The organism is Nocardiopsis quinghaiensis, from assembly GCF_008638365.1.
GTDB classification, from domain to species: Bacteria; Actinomycetota; Actinomycetes; order Streptosporangiales; family Streptosporangiaceae; genus Nocardiopsis; species Nocardiopsis quinghaiensis.
On record NZ_VWVU01000030.1, the window covers coordinates 62,513 to 81,358 of the forward strand.

The following is an 18,846-nucleotide window of genomic DNA, read 5'->3' on the forward strand; positions in this document are numbered from 1 at the left end:
GGCGACGGGGCGACCACACTGCCTGGACCTCCCGGGAGGCGACTACTCCTGCCGCGCGCCCGCGGCGATGTCGGTGGCGCGGGCACGCAGGGCGCGCTCCACGCCCGCCCGGCCCTCGATCAGCAGGCGGCGCAGCGCCGGGGGCGGGGCGGCCTCGGCGATGTAGGCGTCCGTGCGCTCCAGCGTCGCCTCCTCCACCAGGTTGCTGGGGTAGACCACCTCGGCGAAGGTCTGCGCGAACTCGCCCGTCCACTTCTCCCAGGCCGGGGTCAGCTGCGCGAAGTACTTCTCCCTGTAGGGCCGGTACAGCTCGGCCTGGCCCGGCTCGGTGAAGCCCAGCAGCACCGCGCGGAACTCGGCGTTGGCCAGCTCCTCGCCCACGATCCGCTCCCAGGCGGCGGCCTTGGCCTCGGCCGTGGGGATCGCGGCCCGGGCGCCGGCGGCGTGCCGATGACCGGCCGCGGTCGGGTCCCGCTCCAGCTCGGCGGTGATCTCGGCCTCACCGGCCTTGCCCGCCGCGACCAGGCGGCGCAGCAGCGTCCACCGCAGCTCGGTGTCCACGGTCAGGCCGTCCACGGTGATCGCGCCGTCCAGCAGGCCCCGCAGCAGGGACAGGTGGGCGTCGGTCACCGCGGTGGCGGCCAGCGCGTTGGCGTAGGCCAGCTGCAGGTCCCCGCCCGGCTCGGCGGCGGTCAGCAGCTCGCGCAGCCGCTCGGAGAGCTGCTCGAAGCCGAACGGGCGCCACGCCGGGTCGGCGTACATGTGCAGAGCCGCGGCGGCCTGGCGCAGCAGGGTCTGGGCGACCATGACGTCGTCCACGCCGCTGATCCCGGAGATGACCAGGGCGACGTAGTCGCGGGCGGCCATCTCGCCGTCGCGGGTCATGTCCCAGGCGGCACCGAAGGCCAGCGCCCGCGGCAGGGACCCGCGGATCTCGCCGGCGCCGTCCACCACGGTGCGCAGGGAGCGCTCGTCCAGGCGGATCTTGGTGAAGGTGAGGTCGTCGTCGTTGATGAGCACCAGGTCCGGCCGGGCGCTGCCGACCAGCTCCGGCACCTCGGTGCGCTCGCCGCTGACGTCCAGTTCCACGCGCTCGCGGCGCACGATGCCCTCGTCGGTGCGGTCGTACAGGCCGACCGCCAGGCGGTGCGAGCGCAGCGTCGGGTGCTCGGAGGGGGCCTCCTGGAGCACGGAGAAGGAGGTGAAGTCCCCCTCGGCGTCCACCTCGAACTCCGCGCGCATCGTGTTGACGCCCGTGGTCTCCAGCCAGTCGCGCGACCAGCCCGACATGTCGCGGCCGGAGGCGGCCTCCAGGTGCTTGAGCAGGTCCTTGAGCTCGGTGTTGCCGTACGCGTTCTCCTTGAAGTAGGCGCGTACGCCCGCGAAGAACGCGTCCACGCCCACGTAGGCCGCGAGCTGCTTGAGCACCGAGGCGCCCTTGGCGTAGGTGATGCCGTCGAAGTTGACCTCGACCGCCTGGATGTCGACCATGTCGGCGGCGACCGGGTGGGTGGAGGGCAGCTGGTCCTGGCGCAGCGCCCAGGCCTTCTCCACGTTGGCGAACGTCGTCCAGGCGTCGGTCCACCTGGTGGCGTTGGCCTGGCAGTACACGCTGGCGTAGGTCGCGAAGGACTCGTTCAGCCACAGGTCGTCCCACCAGCGCATGGTGACCAGGTCGCCGAACCACATGTGCGCCATCTCGTGCAGGATCGTCTCGGCGCGGCGCTCGTAGCGGGCGTCGGTGACCCGGGAACGGAAGACGTAGTCCTCCAGGAACGTGACCGCTCCCGCGTTCTCCATGGCCCCCGCGTTGAACTCGGGCACGAACAGCTGGTCGTACTTGCCGAAGGGGTAGCGCAGGTCGAACAGGCCGTGGAAGAAGTCGAAGCCCTGCTTGGTGACCTCGAACAGGGCGTCGGAGTCCAGGTGCTCGGCCAGCGAGGCGCGGCAGTACAGGCCCAGCGGGATGCCGTCGTGCTCGTCGCGCACCACGTGGTAGGGGCCCGCGATCAGCGCGGTGATGTAGGTGGACATCACCGGAGTGGCCGGGAAGTGCCAGCGCACCCGGTCCTCGCCCGCGGCCTCGCGCTCCACGTCCGGGGCGCTGTTGGACACGATCTCCCACGACGGGTGCGCGAACACGGTCAGCTCGAAGGCGGCCTTCAGGTCGGGCTGGTCGAAGCACGCGAACATGCGGTGCGCGTCGGCCGTCTCGAACTGGCTGTACAGGTACACCGATTCGTCGACGGGGTCCACGAAGCGGTGCAGGCCCTCACCGGTGCGCATGTACGCGGCGTCGGCGACGACCTTCAGCTCGTTGCGCTCGGCCACCTCGGGAAGGACGAGGCGCTCGCCGTCGAACAGCTCGGCCGGGTCCAGCTCGGTGCCGTTCAGCGTCGCCGTGAGCACCTTCGGCGCCGCCAGCTCGACGAACGTGCGCGCCCCTGGTTCCGAACTGGAGAAACGGATCACGGTGGTGGACCGGAAGGTCTCCGCACCGGTGGTCAGGTCCAGCTCCACGGCGTAGGAGTCGACGCTGAGAATCCGCGCCCTCTCCCGAGCCTCGTCCCGTGTCAGGTTCCCTGCCACGCCACGCTCCCTCCACGGCCGCCGTCGTCGCCGGCCGGATCGTTGCCGACCACGGCGAGTCCGCCGCCTGGGGTGGAGCGTCGTCGGGGCCGGAGGTCGTCTTCCACTCGGCACGATCCTGCCACGCGCCGGGGCGGAATGCGCAACCGATGGGCGAGGTTGCACCTCATGCGAACAGATCTTGTGATCCCCCTTTCGTGACCCGAGGAGCAGCGATGACGCAGACCCCCGACTCCGGCGGCGAGCAGGAGAGCACCTACGCGGACATGTGGTTCGACCCCGCGTGCCCCTGGGCCTGGATCACCTCGCGCTGGCTCGTCGAGGTGGAGAAGGTGCGGTCGGTCCGGGTGCGCTGGCACGTGATGAGCCTGGGCGTGCTCAACGAGGGCCGGGACCTGCCCGAGGAGTACCGGGAGGGCGTCGACAGGTCCTGGGAGGCGGTACGGGTGTGCGTCGCGGCCGAGCAGCGCTTCGGCCCGGAGGTCCTGGGCGGCCTGTACACGGCCCTGGGAACCCGCTTCCACAACAACGGCGAGCCGCGCACCACGGACACGGTCCGCGCCGCGCTGGCCGACGCCGGCCTGCCCGAGGAGCTGGCGGAGGCGGGTACGGCCACCGACCACGACGAGGCCCTGCGCGCCTCACACGCCGAGGCGATGAAGCTGGTCGGCGAGGACGTGGGCACCCCCGTCGTCCAGGTCGCGGACACGGCCTTCTTCGGTCCGGTCCTCACGCCCGTCCCGCGTGGCGAGGAGGCCGGGAAGCTGTGGGACGGTGTACTGCTGGTCGCCGGTACCGACGGGTTCTTCGAACTCAAGCGGACCCGGACCCGGGGCCCCGTCTTCGACTGACCCGTTCGACCGGCCCAGGAGCCCCTCCGGCCCCGGTCGCCGAACCCGCCGTGCCGGTCCCCTCCCGGCGTGGCGGGAGTGGCGCCGGGCGGCCGTGCCGTGTCCGGTGCACACTGGAGGCCGGGACCACGCAGGCAGCACGGCGGGAAGGCCCCGCCAGGACGTATGACGTATGGAGGGGAACCGTGTCCGGATCCGACGACGAGCGCAGGGTCGACTTCTTCGACGACCTCGACATCCTGCCCGACACCACCAGCGACGAGAGCGGCCCCGGCTGGGGCGAGGGCGTGGAGGACGACTCCACCGCGTGGCTGATGTCCGAGCGCCCGCCGCACTGGGACTGATCCGCCGCCCCGGGTTCCGTCGGCCCCCTTCCGCTCCCGCGGACGGTCTCCGCGCGTTGCGGACGGCCTCCGCGTATCGGGGAAACCACCGGCGCCGGGCTCCGGACTGGTCAATCCGAATCCCGTTCTGCGAAAGTGGGGCCATGCGATCCCTCTACATCGACGGCGCCTGGCGCGACTCCGCCTCCAGCGAGGCCCTGGACGTGGTCAACCCGGCGACCGAGCAGGTCATCGACTCCGTTCCGGCCGGAGCCGCCGAGGACGTCGACGCCGCGGTCAAGGCCGCGGCGGCGGCCTTTCCCGCCTGGTCCGCGCTCACTCCCGGACAGCGCGTCACCCACCTGGCCAAGGCCCTGGAACTGTTCAACGCCCGTGTCGACGACATCGCCGCGGCGCTCACCCGTGACATGGGCGCTCCCCTCGGATTCGCCCGCAAGGTCCAGGCGGGTCTGCCCGCCCTGATGTTCAAGACCTACATCGACCTGGTCGAGGAGACCGGCGAGCGCTACTTCGGCGGTGAACGGGAGGGCAACTCGCTCATCGTGCGCGAGCCCGTCGGCGTCGTCGGCGCCATCACCCCGTGGAACTACCCGCTTCACCAGATCGTGCTCAAGGTCGTCCCCGCCCTGCTGGCGGGCAACACCGTCGTCCTCAAGCCCAGCGAGGTCGCCCCGCTCAGCGCCTACGCCCTGACCGAGGTCTTCCACGACGCCGGCCTGCCCGCGGGCGTGTTCAACCTGGTCTCGGGCACCGGCCCGGTCGTCGGCGAGGCCATCGCCGCGCACCCCCGGGTGGACATGGTGTCCTTCACCGGCTCCACCCGCGCCGGGACGCGGGTCAGCCAGGTCGCCGCGGAGACCGTCAAGAAGGTCGCCCTGGAGCTGGGCGGCAAGTCCCCGAACGTCATCCTGCCCGGCGCCGAGCTGGCCAAGGCGGTCAAGCGCGGTGTCGCCGACGTCATGCGCAACACCGGCCAGAGCTGTAACGCGCTCACCCGCATGCTGGTGCACCGCGACTCCTACGAGGAGGCGGTCTCCCTGGCCGCCGAGTCCGCCGCCAAGTACGTGCCCGGCGACCCCGCGGACGAGGACACCCGCCTGGGCCCGCTGGTCTCCGCCGCCCAGCTGGAGAAGGTCCGCGGATACGTCGCGCTCGGCGTGGAGGAGGGCGCACGCCTGGTCACCGGAGGCGCCGAGCCGGTGGAGGGGCGCTCGACCGGCTACTACGTCAGCCCGACGATCTTCGCCGACGTGCGCAACGACATGCGCATCGCCCAGGAGGAGATCTTCGGCCCCGTGCTGGTCCTGATCCCCTACGACACGGAGGAGGAGGCGGTCGCCATCGCCAACGACACCGTGTACGGGCTCAACGCCGCCGTGTGGTCCGGCGAACCCGAGCAGGGCCTGGCCGTCGCCCGGCGTCTGCGGGCCGGGCAGATCGAGCTCAACGGCGGCGCGCTCAACCCGCGCGCCCCCTTCGGCGGCTACAAGCGCTCGGGCAACGGTCGCGAGTGGGGGCTGTCCGGCCTGGAGGAGTTCTGCGAGGTCAAGGCCGTCCAGATGTGAGGGCCGTGACGGGCCCCCGGAACGGCCGGCACGGCTGACAGGCTCTCGGGGACCGTGGGTCCGCCGCCGGACGTGTGCGCGGACTCACGGCCCCCGCGCGCCCTCGCGAGGAATCGGCCCCGGTGACGACCGTGTTGTGTGGTGTGGAAAAATTCCGACGGGATATTCCTGGTCGAACCCGAACGAGGTGTGAGTTGAGCAAGAAGCCCGCGGTCTCCAAGGCAGGTCCCATCGGCAAGGACATCAAGGCGATGGTCGTGTACAACATGGTCGCCATCGTCTCCATGGCGCTCTTCGCCGTCCTCGGACTGGCCGTTGCCTCCGCGGCGGCCTCCGCCGCGCTCTGAGGAACCCGAGTACCATCGCGCCCCGCCTCGCACACGCGAGCGGGGCGCCGCGCTTGTCGCCCCCATGACCTGCCAGACTGTGCCCGTGCGTGTTTACCTTGGATCAGATCATGCGGGCTACGAGCTCAAAGAACACCTCGTCTCCTGGTTGGAGGAGCGCGGCCACGACGTCGTCGACGCCGGGCCCCTCGCCTACGACGCCGTGGACGACTATCCGCCCTTCGTGCTGCGCGCGGCCGAGGGCGTGGTATCCGACCAGGGCTCGCTGGGCATCGTCATCGGCGGCTCCGGCAACGGCGAGCAGATCGCCGCGAACAAGGTCAGGGGCGTTCGCGCCGCCCTGGCCTGGAGTGAGGACACCGCCCGCCTGGCGCGGGAGCACAACGACGCCAACGTGCTCAGCATCGGCGCCCGGATGCACTCCCCCGAGGAGGCCGCCGGGTTCGTGGAGATCTTCCTCTCCACCCCCTACAGCGACGAGGAGCGGCACACCCGCCGCATCGGGATGCTGACGGCCTACGAGGAGACCGGCGAACTCCCGCCGCTTCCCCATGCCTAGGTCGTGTTTTTTTGCACCATTCCGGGCTCGCGTCCACCAGGCTGCCTCTCGCTACGCCTCTGCGCTCGTGAAGCACAACCAGGCTGAACTTCGCACATCGTCTTGCGAGAGATTGCCTGGGACGGCCGCTCGCCGACCCGAAAGCCTTCTAAAAAACACTCCCTAGGGAGGTCCGACCGGGGAGGGCCTCCCGCACCGGGCCCGGCCCTCCCGCCTACCGGTGACCGTCGATCCCTGTGTGCGCGGGGCCCACCGGCCGGCCGGTGGGCCGCCGCTGTGTGAAGCGGGACTCGGCGGTCCGTTTTCCCAGGCCTGTGCGACGTCCGTCGGCCGCCGCGACGGGGTGTGCGAGTACCCGGTTGCCTTTATGTAATCGCGCATCCCCTTTTTCGTCTTTTGTCCCTTTTATGGCATCTGTGGACACTGTGCCTTATCTCACCCCTCGGAACGAGTGTCCCTGGCCTGCTCCGAACCCTTGTGAGACCCTGGGGTGCGGTCGCGCCACCGGGGCGCGAGTCGCACCAGACGGCCCGGCCAGAAGAGGCACCCGGCCATGAAACGGCGCCCGAGGAGGAGGGACATTCCCGGCATTCGGCGTCGTTCCCCCGTGTCGGGGTAGCGCCCGACTCCGCACGCTCGGTTATCGGCTGAACCCAAATCCGTGGTTTGGGGGAGAACACCGCTGGTTGCACGTGCCACGGCCACACCCCCCGCGCTACAGTTCGTGCACAGTGGCGGGCCCTCGTTGTCCGCGGCGCGGCGGCGTCCATCGCCGGCGTCTCCAGCCATCACGGCCAGGGTGTGCCCCCGCACACCGCCCCCCGTAAGCCGGACACGTATCCGGTGGCGACGCGGCCCCCGTGCCCACCCGACCATGCCGTCCGAGAACCGAACCCCCGCTGGTGAGCGGGTGTGCAACGCAGGGGATCCATGAAGCCCACACCGACCGCCAAGGCCACCCGGCTGCTGCGCTCCACCGCGCAGCGGCTCGTCGCGGTGCTCCGGCGCAAGGTGCTGTTCCGCTACCGCCTCGTCCTCATCACCCTCGTCGTGCTGGCCGTCGGTGTCGGGGTCGGCGCCGTGTGGGGACCCGCCGGCTGGTTTCCGCCCAGCTCCACCATCCTCACCGTCCTGGCGGGCGGGCTCCTCCTCAAGCGCAAGAGCCTGGCCTTCCTGCTGGCCGTGGTCGGCGCCGTCCTGCTGTTCGTCGCCTTCATGCTCGACTTCGGCCAGGTGGGCCCCGGCCTGCTGGTCACCATCGGCGTCACCGCCGTCCTGTCCTACCTGCTGTCGGGAGTGCGCGAGCGCCTCGGCGTGCAGGGGCTCAGCGGCGAGATGATGCTGCTGGACCTGCGCGACCGGATCCGCCACCAGGGCAAACTGCCCCGGCTGCCCGAGGGGTGGGGGCGCACCGCCGTCCTGCGCCAGGCGGGCGGCTCCTCCTTCGGCGGCGACTTCGTCGTCTCCATCCGCAGGGAGAACCGGCTGGACGTGGCCGTCGTGGACGTCTCCGGCAAGGGGGTGGACGCCGGAACCCGCGCACTGTTGCTCTCCGGTGCGTTCAGCGGGCTCATCGGGGCCGTCCCCGCCCGTGACTTCCTCGCCCACTGCAACGACTACCTCATGCGCAACAGCGGCGGCGAGGGCTTCGTGACCGCCGTGCACCTGAGCGTGGACCTGGACACGGGCGAATACCAGATCGCCTCCGCCGGGCACCCGCCCGCGCTGCACTACGACAGCGGCGGCGGTGTGTGGAGCACCACCGAGGCCAAGGGCGTGGTCCTGGGGGTCATCCCGGAGATGACCTACGCCTCCGTCGAGGGCACACTCCGGCCCGGTGACGCCATCATGCTCTGCACCGACGGCCTCATCGAAACCCCCGGTGAGGACCTCGACGCGGGGATCGACCGGCTCCTGGGCGCCGCCGAACGGCTCGTTCCACGCGGTTTCGCCACCGGCGCGGGCGAGATCGTGAAAACCCTCAGCAAGGACAAGAACGACGACTGCGCCCTGGTCGTCCTCTGGCGCGACTGACCCGCTCTCCCACCCCGCGGGGCGGCCACCGCGGTGTTCGCGGGTCGGTCGATGCGGCACCGGCACGCCCCGACGGGTAGGGTCGGTGTGCTCCCCGTCCCGCGTACGGCGGCTCAGTCCGTACACGTCCAGGATCGCCGTGCCCGCCCTTTCCGCCCCCGGGCGCCAACTCCACGCACGGTCCACCATGCCAGCGACGACGGGACCGGAGCGGGGCCGGACCACCGGCCCACCGCTTTTCCGAGGACCGGCGTCGCCTGTGGGTGCTCCCCAACGGGCGTAGGAGAATGCGAGGGGGTGCTTCGCATGTCAGAAGGCGAGCGCGCTACGGAACTGATCGATCTGGTCCAGGCCAACAACCTGACCGGTATCCGGCTCTGGCTGGCCGAACACAGGCCCCACGAGATCGCCGACGAGCTCTCCCGCATGGACGGCGGCGAAGCGATCATCCCCTTCCGGCTCCTGGACAAGGACCGCGAACTGGAGGTCTTCGAGGAACTGGACCCCAGCCAGCAGCAGGCCATCCTGCTGGGCCTGCGCGACACCGCGTTCCGCGAGATCCTGGAGGAGATGGACCCGGACGACCGGGCCCGTCTCATCGGTGAGGCGCCCGCCAAGATCGCCACCCGCGCGCTGGCCGGTCTCAGTTCCGCCGAACGCAAGATGACCGCCGCGCTCCTGGGCTATCCCGAGGACTCCGTCGGCCGGTACATGACCCCCGAGACGGTCATCCTGCACCGCGACCTGGCGGTGGGCCGCGCCCTGGAGGTCGTGCGCGCCAAAGGAGCCGACGCCGAGACCATCTACACCCTTCCGGTGGTCGGCGACGGCCGCCGTATGGTCGGGACGGTGACGCTGCGCGACCTGGTGGTCAGCGACGACTCCCGCCTGATCAAGGACATCGTGGACGTGTTCGCGCCGCGCGTGCGCGCCTCGGAGTCGGTCGAGGACGCCGCCCGCCTGATGCAGGAGGCCAACCTGGTCTCCCTGCCGGTGGTGGACTCCGAGGACCGCTTCCTGGGCCAGCTGACCTTCGACGACGCCCTGGAGATCATCGAGGCCGCCGACACCGAGGACATGGCCCGCCAGTCCGGTGCCAGCCCGGTCAGCGACCACTACGTGACCGTCAGCGTGCTGCGCCTGGTGGGGGCCCGCTCGGTGTGGCTGATGCTGCTCATCGTGGCGGCCACGCTCACGGTCAACGTGATGCAGGCCTTCGAGTCCGCTCTGGACGCGGTCACGGCCCTGGCACTGTTCGTACCGATGCTCATCGGTACCGGCGGCAACGTCGGTGCGCAGTCGGCCACCGCGATCGTGCGCGCCCTGGCGGTCGGCGAGGTACGGGTGCGCGACCTGCCGTCGGTGATCTGGAAGGAGGCGCGGGTCGGCCTGCTCCTGGGGCTCCTCCTGGCCGGACTGGCCCTGGCCATCGGCTCCCTGCTGGTGGGTGTGGACGTCGCGGTGGTGGTGGCGTGCTCGGTGATCGCGGTGTGTACGTGGGCGGCGATCATCGGTTCGTCCATGCCGCTGCTGGCCCGCAAGGTGGGCGTGGACCCGGCCGTGGTGTCCTCTCCCATGGTGACCACGATCGTGGACGCCTCGGGCCTGCTCATCTACTTCTCCATCGCCACCGCGGTCCTGGGCGTCTGACCAGGTCAGCGCCGGACCGCGTGCCCTTCGCGGGTGATCCGGTCGCATGAACGGGACGCGGAGCGGGTATCTCCGCAGGAGAAGGACGGATCTAGGGGGGATTCCATGTCCGCTGCCGGAGGTGCGTTCAACCGGTTGAAGAAGGTCGTCGACAACAACGCGGGCAAGGCTCAGGGCCTGGTGGGGAAGGCCGCCCAGGCGGCGAAGAAGGCCACCGGGGGCTCCTACAACGACAAGATCGACCGAGGAGCCGGAGCCGCGACGGACTACCTGCGCAAACGCGATCGGAAGGACGAGAAGTAGCGCGACCCGTGTGAGGCCGGGGCGGATGGGGCGTCCACAATGTGAGGATGCCTTCACCCGCCCCTCGGCGTCCTCCCGCCTTCCCCGGTCCCGTCGAGTCCTCCGGGGCGGCCACCCCGGTCGGCCCCCGGTGGCCGATCCTGCTCGCCAGAATCCGCGTGCCGCTGATGTGGGCGGCCACGCTCGCCCTCCTCGGCGGTTACCTCGGCCTGTCCTGGTGGGCGGGCGGCACGCTGTTCGCGGCCGCGCTCGCCGTGTACCTGCGCCTGGGCACCGTGCGGCGCGGGCCACGGACGATGGAGCCGCCGGTGCGGGGCCGCTGGATGGCGCTCACCAGTCCCGTGGACAACGTGCCCAGCCAGGGCAGCCACGCCTACGGGCAGACCTACGCGCTCGGCCTGGTCGCCGAACCCGGGGAGGGTGCCCGGCCCGACATCGGCTGGCGGCCGCTCAGCCGCCCGCCGGGGGACTTCCCGGCCTTCGGACGGCCCGTCTACGCCCCCGCGGACGGGACCGTGGTGACCGCGCACGACCGCCAGCGCGACCACCGCAGCCGCAACTCGTGGCCGTGGCTGTTCGGCTCGGTCGTGGAGAACACGCTGCGGGAGCTGCGGGGCCCGGCCGGGCTGCTCGGCAACCACCTGGTGATCGACGTGGGTGACGCCTACGTGCTCCTGGGACATCTGCGCCGGGGATCGCTGACGGTCCGCCGGGGGGACCGCGTCCGGGCCGGTCAGCCGGTGGCCCGCTGCGGGAACTCGGGGGCGTGCACCGAACCCCAGGTGCGCGTGCAACTCATGGACCACCGCAGCCCCCTGTTCGCCGCCGGACTGCCGATCGTGTGGGCGCCGGGATGGAACGGGAAGGCCGAGGGGGAGGGGCTTCCGGAGACCTGGCGGCCCGTGGTGGTCGCGGCCCCGGCGAGAGGCGGCGTACCCGCCGGTCGGAGGGTCCCCGAAGCGGACTACCCTGAATGAGGTAAGGCGGACCTAACGATTCTGGCGCTCATGACGAGAGCATGGGGGAGAGCGTGAACGCGGTCGAAGGGCGCCCGTGCCAGCTCACGGTCTGTCGGGGCTGCTGCTGCGGGACGAGGAAGAAGGTCCCGGGCGTGGACCACGAGGCCCAACTCGCCCGTCTCAGCGCCATCGACGACCGCTCCGGCCGCACCGTCCCCGTACGCACCAGCAAGTGCCTGGATATCTGCTTCCAGGCGAACGTGGTGGTCGTCCAGCCCTCCCAGGCGGGGCGTGCGGCCGGCGGCCGTCCGGTGTGGCTGGGCGGGATCACCGAGGACGAGCTGGTCGAGGCCGTCGACGACTGGATCTTCGGGGGCGGCCCCGGACTCGCGCCGCTGCCTGCCGCCCTGGCCGGTCACGTGACCTCCAAGGACGCGAAGAAGCCGAAGAAGCGCAAGGAGCCCAAGCGCTCCAAGGCGGCCAAGAAGGAGCGCGAGAAGGCCAAGAAGGCCGAGAAGAGGGCCAAGGCCGAGAGGAAGGCCGCCAAGGAGTCGGGTCCGGACAAGGACCGCAGCCGCCCGAAGAAGTCCGGCAAGGACAAGGACGGGAAGAAGAACGGGAAGAAGGACGGGGACGGCAGGAAGGACAAGAAGAAGTAGGCCGGTGCTCCACCGGCGCACGGCCCGGACCCGCTCGGGGGACCGCGGACCCGGCCCGCACCGCCCTAACGGCTCTGCGGTGCGAACTGGGTCCGGTAGAGCGCCGTGTACAGCCCGCCCTGTTCCAACAGCTCGTCGTGCGTGCCCCGCTCCAGGATCCGTCCGTCCTCCAGCACCAGGATCTGGTCCGCCTCCCGTACCGTCGCCAGCCGGTGCGCGATCACCAGTGAGGTCCGTCCCTCCAGCGCCACCGCCAGGGCCTCCTGCACGGCCGCCTCGGACTCGGAGTCCAGGTGTGCCGTGGCCTCGTCCAGCACCACCACCGACGGTGCCTTCAACAGCAGCCGTGCGATCGCCAGCCGCTGCTTCTCGCCGCCGGAGAGCCGGTACCCCCGGTCCCCGACCATCGTGTCCAGACCGTTGGGCAGGTGCTCCAGGAGCGGTCCCAGCCGAGCCATCCGCAGCACCTCCTCCAGTTCGGCGTCGGTCGCCTCCGGACGGGCGTACCGCAGGTTCGCGCCCACCGTGTCGTGGAACAGCTGCGGGTCCTGGGTGACCACACCCACCGTCTCGCGCAGCGAGTCCCCGGTCACCTCGCGCAGGTCCAGGCCGCCCAGGCGCACCTCGCCCTCGGTCGGGTCGTACAGACGCGACACCAGGTGCGTCAGCGTCGTCTTGCCCGCGCCCGACGGACCCACCAGGGCCACCATCATCCCCGGTTCCGCGCGGAAGGAGACCCCGCTCAGCACCTGGGTGTCCTCGTCCACCTCCGCGTGCGGCGTCAGCTCCAACGACGCCACCGACGACTCCTTCGCGCCCGGGTAGCGGAACGACACGTGGTCGAACTCCACACCCAGCGCGCCGCGGGGGAGGTCCTTGGCATCCGGGCTCTCCTTGATGCCCGGCTCCAGGTCCAGCACCTCGAAGACACGGTCGAAGGAGACCAGAGCGGTCATGATCTCCACGTGCACGTTGGACAGCGTGGTCACCGGTCCGTACAGGCGGGAGAGCAGGGTGGTCAGCGCCACCAGCGTGCCCACCTCGAAAGCCCCGTCGATCGCCAGCACGCCGCCGACCCCGTACACCATCGCCATCGCCATCGCCGTGATCAGGCCCAGCATGCTGAACAGCAGGGAACCGAACACCGCCTGGCGCACGCCCAGGTCGCGGACCCGTCCCGCGCGGCGGGCGAACCCCGCCGACTCCTCGGCGGGGCGTCCGTACAGCTTGACCAGCATCGCCCCGCCGACGTTGAACCGCTCGGTCATCAGCGAGCTCATGTCCGCGTTGGTGTCCATCGCGTCGCGGGAGATGTGCGCCAGCCGCCGCCCGATCAGCTTGGCGGGAACCACGAACAGCGGAACCAGCGCCAGCGCGATCAGCGTCACCTGCCACGACAGCGCGAGCATCGTCACGATCACCGCGGTTGCGCTGACCACGTTGGACACCACGGACTGGAGCACGGAGGTGATCGCCCGCTGCGCGCCCACCACGTCGGTGTTCAACCGGCTGATCAGCGACCCGGTCTGGGTGCGGGTGAAGAACGCCACCGGCATCCGCTGCACATGGCTGAACACCTGCGTGCGCAACTGGTAGATGACCCCCTCACCGATCCGTGAGGACAGCCACCGGCCGAGGAGGGTCAGCGCGCTCTCCAGTACCGCCAGCCCGGCCGCGGCGAGCGCCAGCCACACCACCAGCGAGGTGTTCCCGGGCATGATGCCCCGGTCGATGATGGCCTTGAGCAGCAGCGGGTTGGCGACCACGATCGCGGACCCGACCATGGTCACCAGGAGAAAGCACAGGATCGTCCGCGAGTGCGGACGTGCGTAGGAGATGATCCGCCGGGTGAGGCCGGGCGGTAGTGACTGCCCCTTCGCGCTCCCGTCGTTGACCAGGGCCCTGTAGGAGGGCCTGCCGGACATCATTGTCATGGACAGCCTCGTTCTGCTCGCCTGTTCGCCGCGTGTGCGTCAACACACGCATGCGTCAACACTGGTGTACGTACGCCGCTTCCCGGGACGGGGAGGACCGTGCCGGACCCGTGCCGCGGGCCTGCCTGAGGAGGGGCCCCGCGAACGCCGCCGCGGTCCTGCCGGGGAGCGGGCGAGGGTCCTACAGGGAGTGGGCGAGGCGGCCCAGCGCAGCGGTGGTGGAGCGGCCGGGGGTGAAGGGGAGTTCCCAGGCCTGCGCGCCGAGCGCGTCGGCGCCGCGGATCTTGGCCTGGGTGTAGCGGTCCCCGGCGGTGTAGGCCAGGGCGGCGGGGTCCAGGGGGCGCAGGGCCTCGGCGTAGGACGCCCAGTCGGCGACCGCCGGCGGGCCCTCGATGACGAACGATCCGGTGACGCAGCCCAGAGCGGCGACGGTCTCGGCACGCTCCTCGGCGGGGTTCACCGGGCGTCCCGGCCCCTTCCAGGCCCGCACGCGCTCGTCGGACTCGATACCCACCACGACGGGCAGCCCCCGCTCGGCGATGGCTCGGAGGAAGCGGACGTGTCCGACGTGCAGGACGTCGAAGGCACCGGTGACCACGGCCGGTCGCGCCAGGTCGTCGGGTCGTTCGAACCAGCGTGCTCCCAGAGCGGTGTTCGGGTCGTGTGTCACGTCCGTGTCCGTCATTCAGTCACCCGTTCCGCAAGCCCGAGGGCGCCCGGATCCGATCGCGCCCACAGGGCCGCCCGAAAGGTCAACGTACCCGTTGGAGGCCGGTATTCCACTTCGGAGGGCACGGAACCGAACAGTGTTCTTCTCCTGGAAGCGAACTTCCGGTCCATGCGTTGTGAGGGAACTCACGGTGACCGGGCCCGTCCCGGGAGCGAATGGGGCGGGGTGTCCCCCCGGGTGGGGTGGTGGAGCGAGCCGGTGCTGGAAGCACACGACCCACTCCGAGTGGAGCGGGCGACGAGAATCGAACTCGCATGACCAGCTTGGAAGGCTGGGGTTCTACCATTGAACTACGCCCGCGTGGCGCCAGAGACTTCGAGTGTCCTCTAGACTCTTGGAGCCGACGGAGACAAGAGTACAGTCTCCGGAGCCGTGGTCGCACACTCATATCGAGAGTGCGATCCTTGGTTCGGCGCACGGGGTGTGGCGCAGCTTGGTTAGCGCGCATGCTTTGGGAGCATGAGGCCGCGGGTTCGAATCCCGCCACCCCGACGAAACCACCATGGCAGTGGCCTCAGGCCGTGCGCCGTGGCCCCCTGTGTATCTGCCCTAGACTTGGTGCGATCAGCAGGAAACTGTAAGTCCCAGCCCGTCGCAGGGCACCCCAGTTGGATGCGGTCGTCAAGACCTTCGGGGTGCACGCGTGCATTTCGCCGTTGTGTGTGGTGCGCCTGCGGGCCGACGCGGACACCAGCCGGCAAACCTAGGAGTACCGCCCCGTGAAGACCGATGTCGAGGAGCTGAGCCCTACTCGGGTCAAGCTGACCGTCGAGGTGCCCTTCGAGGAGCTCGATCACGCTTTCGACGTGACCTACAAGTCGCTCGCCAAGCAGGTCCGGATCAAGGGCTTCCGCCCGGGCAAGGCGCCGGCGCGGCTGATCGACCGCTACGTCGGCCGCGGCGCTGTGATCAGCGAAGCGGTCAACCACGCCGTCCCGGAGCTTTACAACGAAGCCATCCAGAAGGAGGAGCTCTTCGCGCTCGGCCAGCCCGACGTGGAGGTCACCAAGCTGGAGGACAACGACGAGCTCGCCTTCACCGCCGAGGTCGACATCCGCCCCAAGTTCGAGGTTGAGGACTACAAGGGCATCGAGGTCACCGTCGACAGCGCCGAGGTCACCGACGAGCAGGTCGACGAGCAGATCGGCACCCTGCGCGAGCGCTTCTCCACCCTCGTGGGCGTCGACCGTCCGATCCAGGACGGCGACCACCTGTCCATTGACCTGTCCGCCTCCGTCAACGGAGAGAAGCTCGAGGACGTCGCCGTCAGCGGCTACTCCTACGAGGTGGGCACCAACTCCATGCTGGAGGGCCTCGACGAGACCCTGCGCGGCATGGAGGCCGGTGGCGAGGCGACCTTCACCACCACCCTCGTCGGTGGTGAGCACGAGGGCCAGGAGGCGGACGTCACCGTCACCGTGCACAGCGCGAAGGTCAAGGAGCTGCCCGAGCTGGACGACGAGTTCGCCCAGCTGGCCTCGGAGTTCGACACCATCGGCGAGCTGCGCGAGGACGTTCGCAAGCGCATGGTCGAGGTCCGTCGCCTCCAGCAGCTCTCCGCGGCCCGTGACAAGGCCCTGGAGCAGCTGATCGAATCCGTCGACATCCCGCTGCCCGACGCGGTCGTCGACGAGGAGATCACCCGCCGTCGTGAGAGCCTGGAGCAGCAGCTCGCCCAGGGCGGTCTGACCAAGGAGGCCTACCTCGAGTCGCAGGAGAAGACCGAGGAGGAGTTCGACGAGGAGCTGACCACCGGCGCCCGCTCCGCGGTCAAGGCCGGGTTCATCCTCGACCAGCTGGCCATCCAGGAGGACCTGAGCGCCGACCAGAGCGAGCTCAGCCAGTACGTGTTCGAGCAGGCCCAGCGCATGGGCGTGAGCCCGGACCAGCTGGCCCAGCACCTGGTCGAGTCCAACCAGATCCGCGTCGCCTTCACCGAGGTCGTCCGGGGCAAGGCCATGGACCTGGTCCTGGCCGAGGCCAGGGTCACCGACGAGGACGGCAACGTCATCGAGCAGGAGAGCGCCGAGGAGCAGGCCGCCAAGGCTGCCGCGGCCGCCGCAGGCGAGGGCCTCGAGGTCATCGAGGACGAGGCGGCCGAGCCCGCCGAGCCCGCCGAGGTCTCCGCCAAGGACGACGAGAAGATCGAGGACACCAAGGCCGAGGACACCAAGGCCGAGGACGCCGCCCAGTAGGGTCCGACGTTCCGCGAACACGGGCCCCGTCCGATCCTGTCGGGTCGGGCGGGGCCCTTCGTGTTCGCCGGTGGAAGAACATCCTGCGCAGGGGTCGTACCACCCTGCGCTCAAAGCGAACAGGCCCGGGATCCGGACGAACCCGGTGCCACGCGACGTTAGTGTCGCTGTATCGCAACCGTTTCGATTCCGGAGCAGGTGACGAGAGTGCCGCCGATTTCTGAAGAGTCCCCGCGCTTCGACGCTCGTACGTCGGAGACGCAGTTTTCCCCTTTCCTTGAGCAGACGCCTCAGCGCCTGTTGCGCCAGCGAATCGTTTTCCTCGGCCAGCAGGTCGACGACGAGATCGCCAACCGCCTGGTTGGCGAGCTCCTGCTGCTGTCCGCGGAGGACCGCCAGCGAGACATCACCATGTACATCAACTCGCCGGGTGGGTCCGTGACCTCGGGCATGGCGATCTACGACGTCATGCAGTACATCCCCAACGACGTGCGCACCGTGGGTATCGGTATGGCCGCGTCCATGGGCCAGATGCTCCTGTGCGCCGGTGCTCCCGGCAAGCGCTACGCGCTGCCGCACACCCGCGTCATGATGCACCAGCCGTCCGGTGGTATCGGGGGCACCGCCTCCGACATCCGGATCCTGGCCGACCAGCTGCTCTACGTGAAGAAGATGTTCATAGAGAAGATCTCCGAGCACACGGGTCAGACCATAGAGCAGATCGAGAAGGACGCCGATCGCGACCGCTGGTTCACCGCCCAGGAGTCCAAGGACTACGGCTTCATCGACGAGGTCCTGGAGGGAACCCTGGACGTGACCCCGGACCGGACCCAGAGTTGATCCGTCGGACCTGGTCCCAGGAACGGCACAGTGCGTGGAAGGCGTGAAATGACCGAGTTCAATCCCAGTCACATCGGCGGCGCGGCCTCGATGGCTCCTCAGAGCCGCTACGTCCTGCCGTCCTACGTGGAGCGGACGTCCTACGGCGTCAAGGAGATGAATCCGTACAACAAGCTCTTCGAAGAGCGGATCATCTTCGTCGGCGTGCAGATCGACGACGTCTCGGCCAACGACCTGATGGCCCAGCTCATCACCCTGGAGCAGCTCGACTCCGAGCGGGACATCCAGATGTACATCAACTCGCCCGGGGGGTCCTTCACCTCCCTCATGGCGATCTACGACACGATGCAGTTCGTTCGCCCCGACATCCAGACGGTGTGCATCGGACAGGCGGCCTCGGCCGCCGCGATCCTGCTCGCGGGCGGGACCGCGGGCAAGCGCGGTGCGCTGCCCAACTCCCGGATCCTGATCCACCAGCCCGCCACCGAGGGCATGCACGGTCAGGCCAGCGACATCGAGATCCAGGCGAACGAGATCACCCGTATCCGTACCCAGCTGGAGACCACGCTGGCCCGCCACACCGGGCGCTCGGTCGAGCAGGTCTCCAAGGACATCGAGCGGGACAAGATCCTCACCGCCGAGGAGGCCAAGGACTACGGAATCATCGATTTCGTGCTGCCCTACCGCAAGGCCTCCCTGCAGTAGGGTCACAGTGGAGCCGAGAACCCCGGCCGTACCCGTGGAAGCGGGCTCGCCGCGGGCGTTCCGGCCCAGGTCGAAGCGTTGGCCGGACCGGCCCCTGACCCGCCCGGAGGAGCCCGGTGGTGAAGCCGGTCCGGTTTTTCGCTTAGTCTGACGGAGAGCGACACACAGATCGCCTCGTCCGTGACCACCGTTGTGGACGGTTGCGGAAGATTGTTTCGACTTCCGTACGGCCCGCGCGCACGAGCGGCACCGACGGGGCGGCCTTAGTTTTGAGGAGTGGCTGGGTGGCACGCATCGGCGACGGCGGGGACCTGTTGAAGTGCTCGTTCTGCGGCAAGAGCCAGAAGCAGGTGAAGAAGCTCATCGCTGGCCCCGGCGTGTACATCTGCGATGAGTGCATCGATCTGTGCAACGAGATCATCGAAGAGGAACTCGCCGACGCCACCGAACTCACCTGGGACTCGCTTCCCAAGCCGCGGGAGATCTATGAGTTCCTGGACTCGTATGTGATCGGGCAGGATCAGGCGAAGAAGGCTTTGTCGGTGGCGGTGTACAACCACTACAAGCGGGTGCGTTCGGAGG

At 69.8% G+C, this 18,846-nt stretch carries 17 protein-coding genes and 2 tRNA genes; 15 read left to right on the plus strand and 4 right to left on the minus strand.

Annotated features, from left to right (window positions below):
• Positions 1–42: 42 nt before the first annotated feature.
• Positions 43–2,589 (minus strand): aminopeptidase N, encoded by a 2,547-nt coding sequence (pepN, locus tag FYX01_RS22875; RefSeq protein ID WP_150244792.1) that lies wholly within the window; start codon positions 2,587–2,589, stop codon positions 43–45.
• Positions 2,590–2,804: 215 nt separating this feature from the next.
• On the opposite strand from pepN, the gene FYX01_RS22880 reads away from it, so the two are divergent.
• The 10 genes from FYX01_RS22880 to FYX01_RS22915 all read left to right on the plus strand — a co-directional run bounded on the left by FYX01_RS22880 (position 2,805) and on the right by FYX01_RS22915 (position 11,860).
• Positions 2,805–3,440, plus strand: a complete 636-nt coding sequence (locus FYX01_RS22880; protein ID WP_150244795.1) for a mycothiol-dependent nitroreductase Rv2466c family protein — start codon at positions 2,805–2,807, stop codon at positions 3,438–3,440.
• A gap of 185 nt (positions 3,441–3,625) precedes the next feature.
• Positions 3,626–3,784, plus strand: a complete 159-nt coding sequence (locus FYX01_RS26350) for a hypothetical protein (RefSeq protein WP_190394451.1) — start codon at positions 3,626–3,628, stop codon at positions 3,782–3,784.
• Between the two features lie 143 nt (positions 3,785–3,927).
• Complete coding sequence (locus tag FYX01_RS22885; RefSeq protein ID WP_150244797.1) at positions 3,928–5,349, plus strand: aldehyde dehydrogenase family protein; 1,422 nt, start codon at positions 3,928–3,930, stop codon at positions 5,347–5,349.
• A 194-nt stretch (positions 5,350–5,543) separates the two neighbouring features.
• A complete protein-coding gene (locus tag FYX01_RS26355; RefSeq protein WP_190394452.1) occupies positions 5,544–5,696 on the plus strand; it encodes a hypothetical protein in 153 nt (50 codons plus the stop codon).
• Positions 5,697–5,781: 85 nt separating this feature from the next.
• The gene (locus FYX01_RS22890) at positions 5,782–6,255 is read left to right on the plus strand and encodes a ribose-5-phosphate isomerase (protein WP_150244800.1); all 474 of its coding nucleotides are present in this window, start codon (positions 5,782–5,784) and stop codon (positions 6,253–6,255) included.
• Between the two features lie 930 nt (positions 6,256–7,185).
• On the plus strand, positions 7,186–8,289 hold the full coding sequence (locus FYX01_RS22895; protein ID WP_150244803.1) for a PP2C family protein-serine/threonine phosphatase: 1,104 nt from the start codon (positions 7,186–7,188) through the stop codon (positions 8,287–8,289).
• Between the two features lie 306 nt (positions 8,290–8,595).
• On the plus strand, positions 8,596–9,939 hold the full coding sequence (mgtE, locus tag FYX01_RS22900) for a magnesium transporter (protein WP_150244806.1): 1,344 nt from the start codon (positions 8,596–8,598) through the stop codon (positions 9,937–9,939).
• A 105-nt stretch (positions 9,940–10,044) separates the two neighbouring features.
• Positions 10,045–10,242 (plus strand): Rv0909 family putative TA system antitoxin, encoded by a 198-nt coding sequence (locus tag FYX01_RS22905; RefSeq protein ID WP_150244809.1) that lies wholly within the window; start codon positions 10,045–10,047, stop codon positions 10,240–10,242.
• 47 nt (positions 10,243–10,289) lie between these two features.
• The gene (locus FYX01_RS22910; RefSeq protein ID WP_150244812.1) at positions 10,290–11,219 is read left to right on the plus strand and encodes a M23 family metallopeptidase; all 930 of its coding nucleotides are present in this window, start codon (positions 10,290–10,292) and stop codon (positions 11,217–11,219) included.
• 134 nt (positions 11,220–11,353) lie between these two features.
• The gene (locus tag FYX01_RS22915) at positions 11,354–11,860 is read left to right on the plus strand and encodes a (2Fe-2S) ferredoxin domain-containing protein (protein WP_223830606.1); all 507 of its coding nucleotides are present in this window, start codon (positions 11,354–11,356) and stop codon (positions 11,858–11,860) included.
• A 65-nt stretch (positions 11,861–11,925) separates the two neighbouring features.
• On the opposite strand, the gene FYX01_RS22920 is transcribed toward FYX01_RS22915, so the two are convergent.
• The 3 genes from FYX01_RS22920 to FYX01_RS22930 all read right to left on the minus strand — a co-directional run bounded on the left by FYX01_RS22920 (position 11,926) and on the right by FYX01_RS22930 (position 14,824).
• Positions 11,926–13,788, minus strand: a complete 1,863-nt coding sequence (locus FYX01_RS22920; RefSeq protein WP_150244839.1) for an ABC transporter ATP-binding protein — start codon at positions 13,786–13,788, stop codon at positions 11,926–11,928.
• A 187-nt stretch (positions 13,789–13,975) separates the two neighbouring features.
• Complete coding sequence (locus FYX01_RS22925; protein ID WP_150244818.1) at positions 13,976–14,479, minus strand: adenylyltransferase/cytidyltransferase family protein; 504 nt, start codon at positions 14,477–14,479, stop codon at positions 13,976–13,978.
• A 271-nt stretch (positions 14,480–14,750) separates the two neighbouring features.
• Positions 14,751–14,824 (minus strand) — tRNA-Gly (locus FYX01_RS22930).
• Between the two features lie 117 nt (positions 14,825–14,941).
• On the opposite strand from FYX01_RS22930, the gene FYX01_RS22935 reads away from it, so the two are divergent.
• The 5 genes from FYX01_RS22935 to FYX01_RS22955 form a co-directional block, all read left to right on the plus strand.
• Positions 14,942–15,016: transfer RNA gene (locus FYX01_RS22935), tRNA-Pro, on the plus strand.
• A 227-nt stretch (positions 15,017–15,243) separates the two neighbouring features.
• The gene (gene tig, locus FYX01_RS22940; protein ID WP_150244821.1) at positions 15,244–16,719 is read left to right on the plus strand and encodes a trigger factor; all 1,476 of its coding nucleotides are present in this window, start codon (positions 15,244–15,246) and stop codon (positions 16,717–16,719) included.
• A 207-nt stretch (positions 16,720–16,926) separates the two neighbouring features.
• Positions 16,927–17,559, plus strand: a complete 633-nt coding sequence (locus FYX01_RS22945; protein ID WP_394350502.1) for a ClpP family protease — start codon at positions 16,927–16,929, stop codon at positions 17,557–17,559.
• Between the two features lie 48 nt (positions 17,560–17,607).
• Positions 17,608–18,264 carry an ATP-dependent Clp protease proteolytic subunit gene (locus FYX01_RS22950; protein ID WP_077691457.1) on the plus strand — a complete coding sequence of 219 codons (657 nt, stop codon included), beginning with the start codon at positions 17,608–17,610 and terminating at the stop codon, positions 18,262–18,264.
• 284 nt (positions 18,265–18,548) lie between these two features.
• Positions 18,549–18,846, plus strand: a 298-nt coding sequence (locus FYX01_RS22955; protein ID WP_317846087.1) for a ClpX C4-type zinc finger protein, incomplete at its 3' end; no start/stop codon positions are given.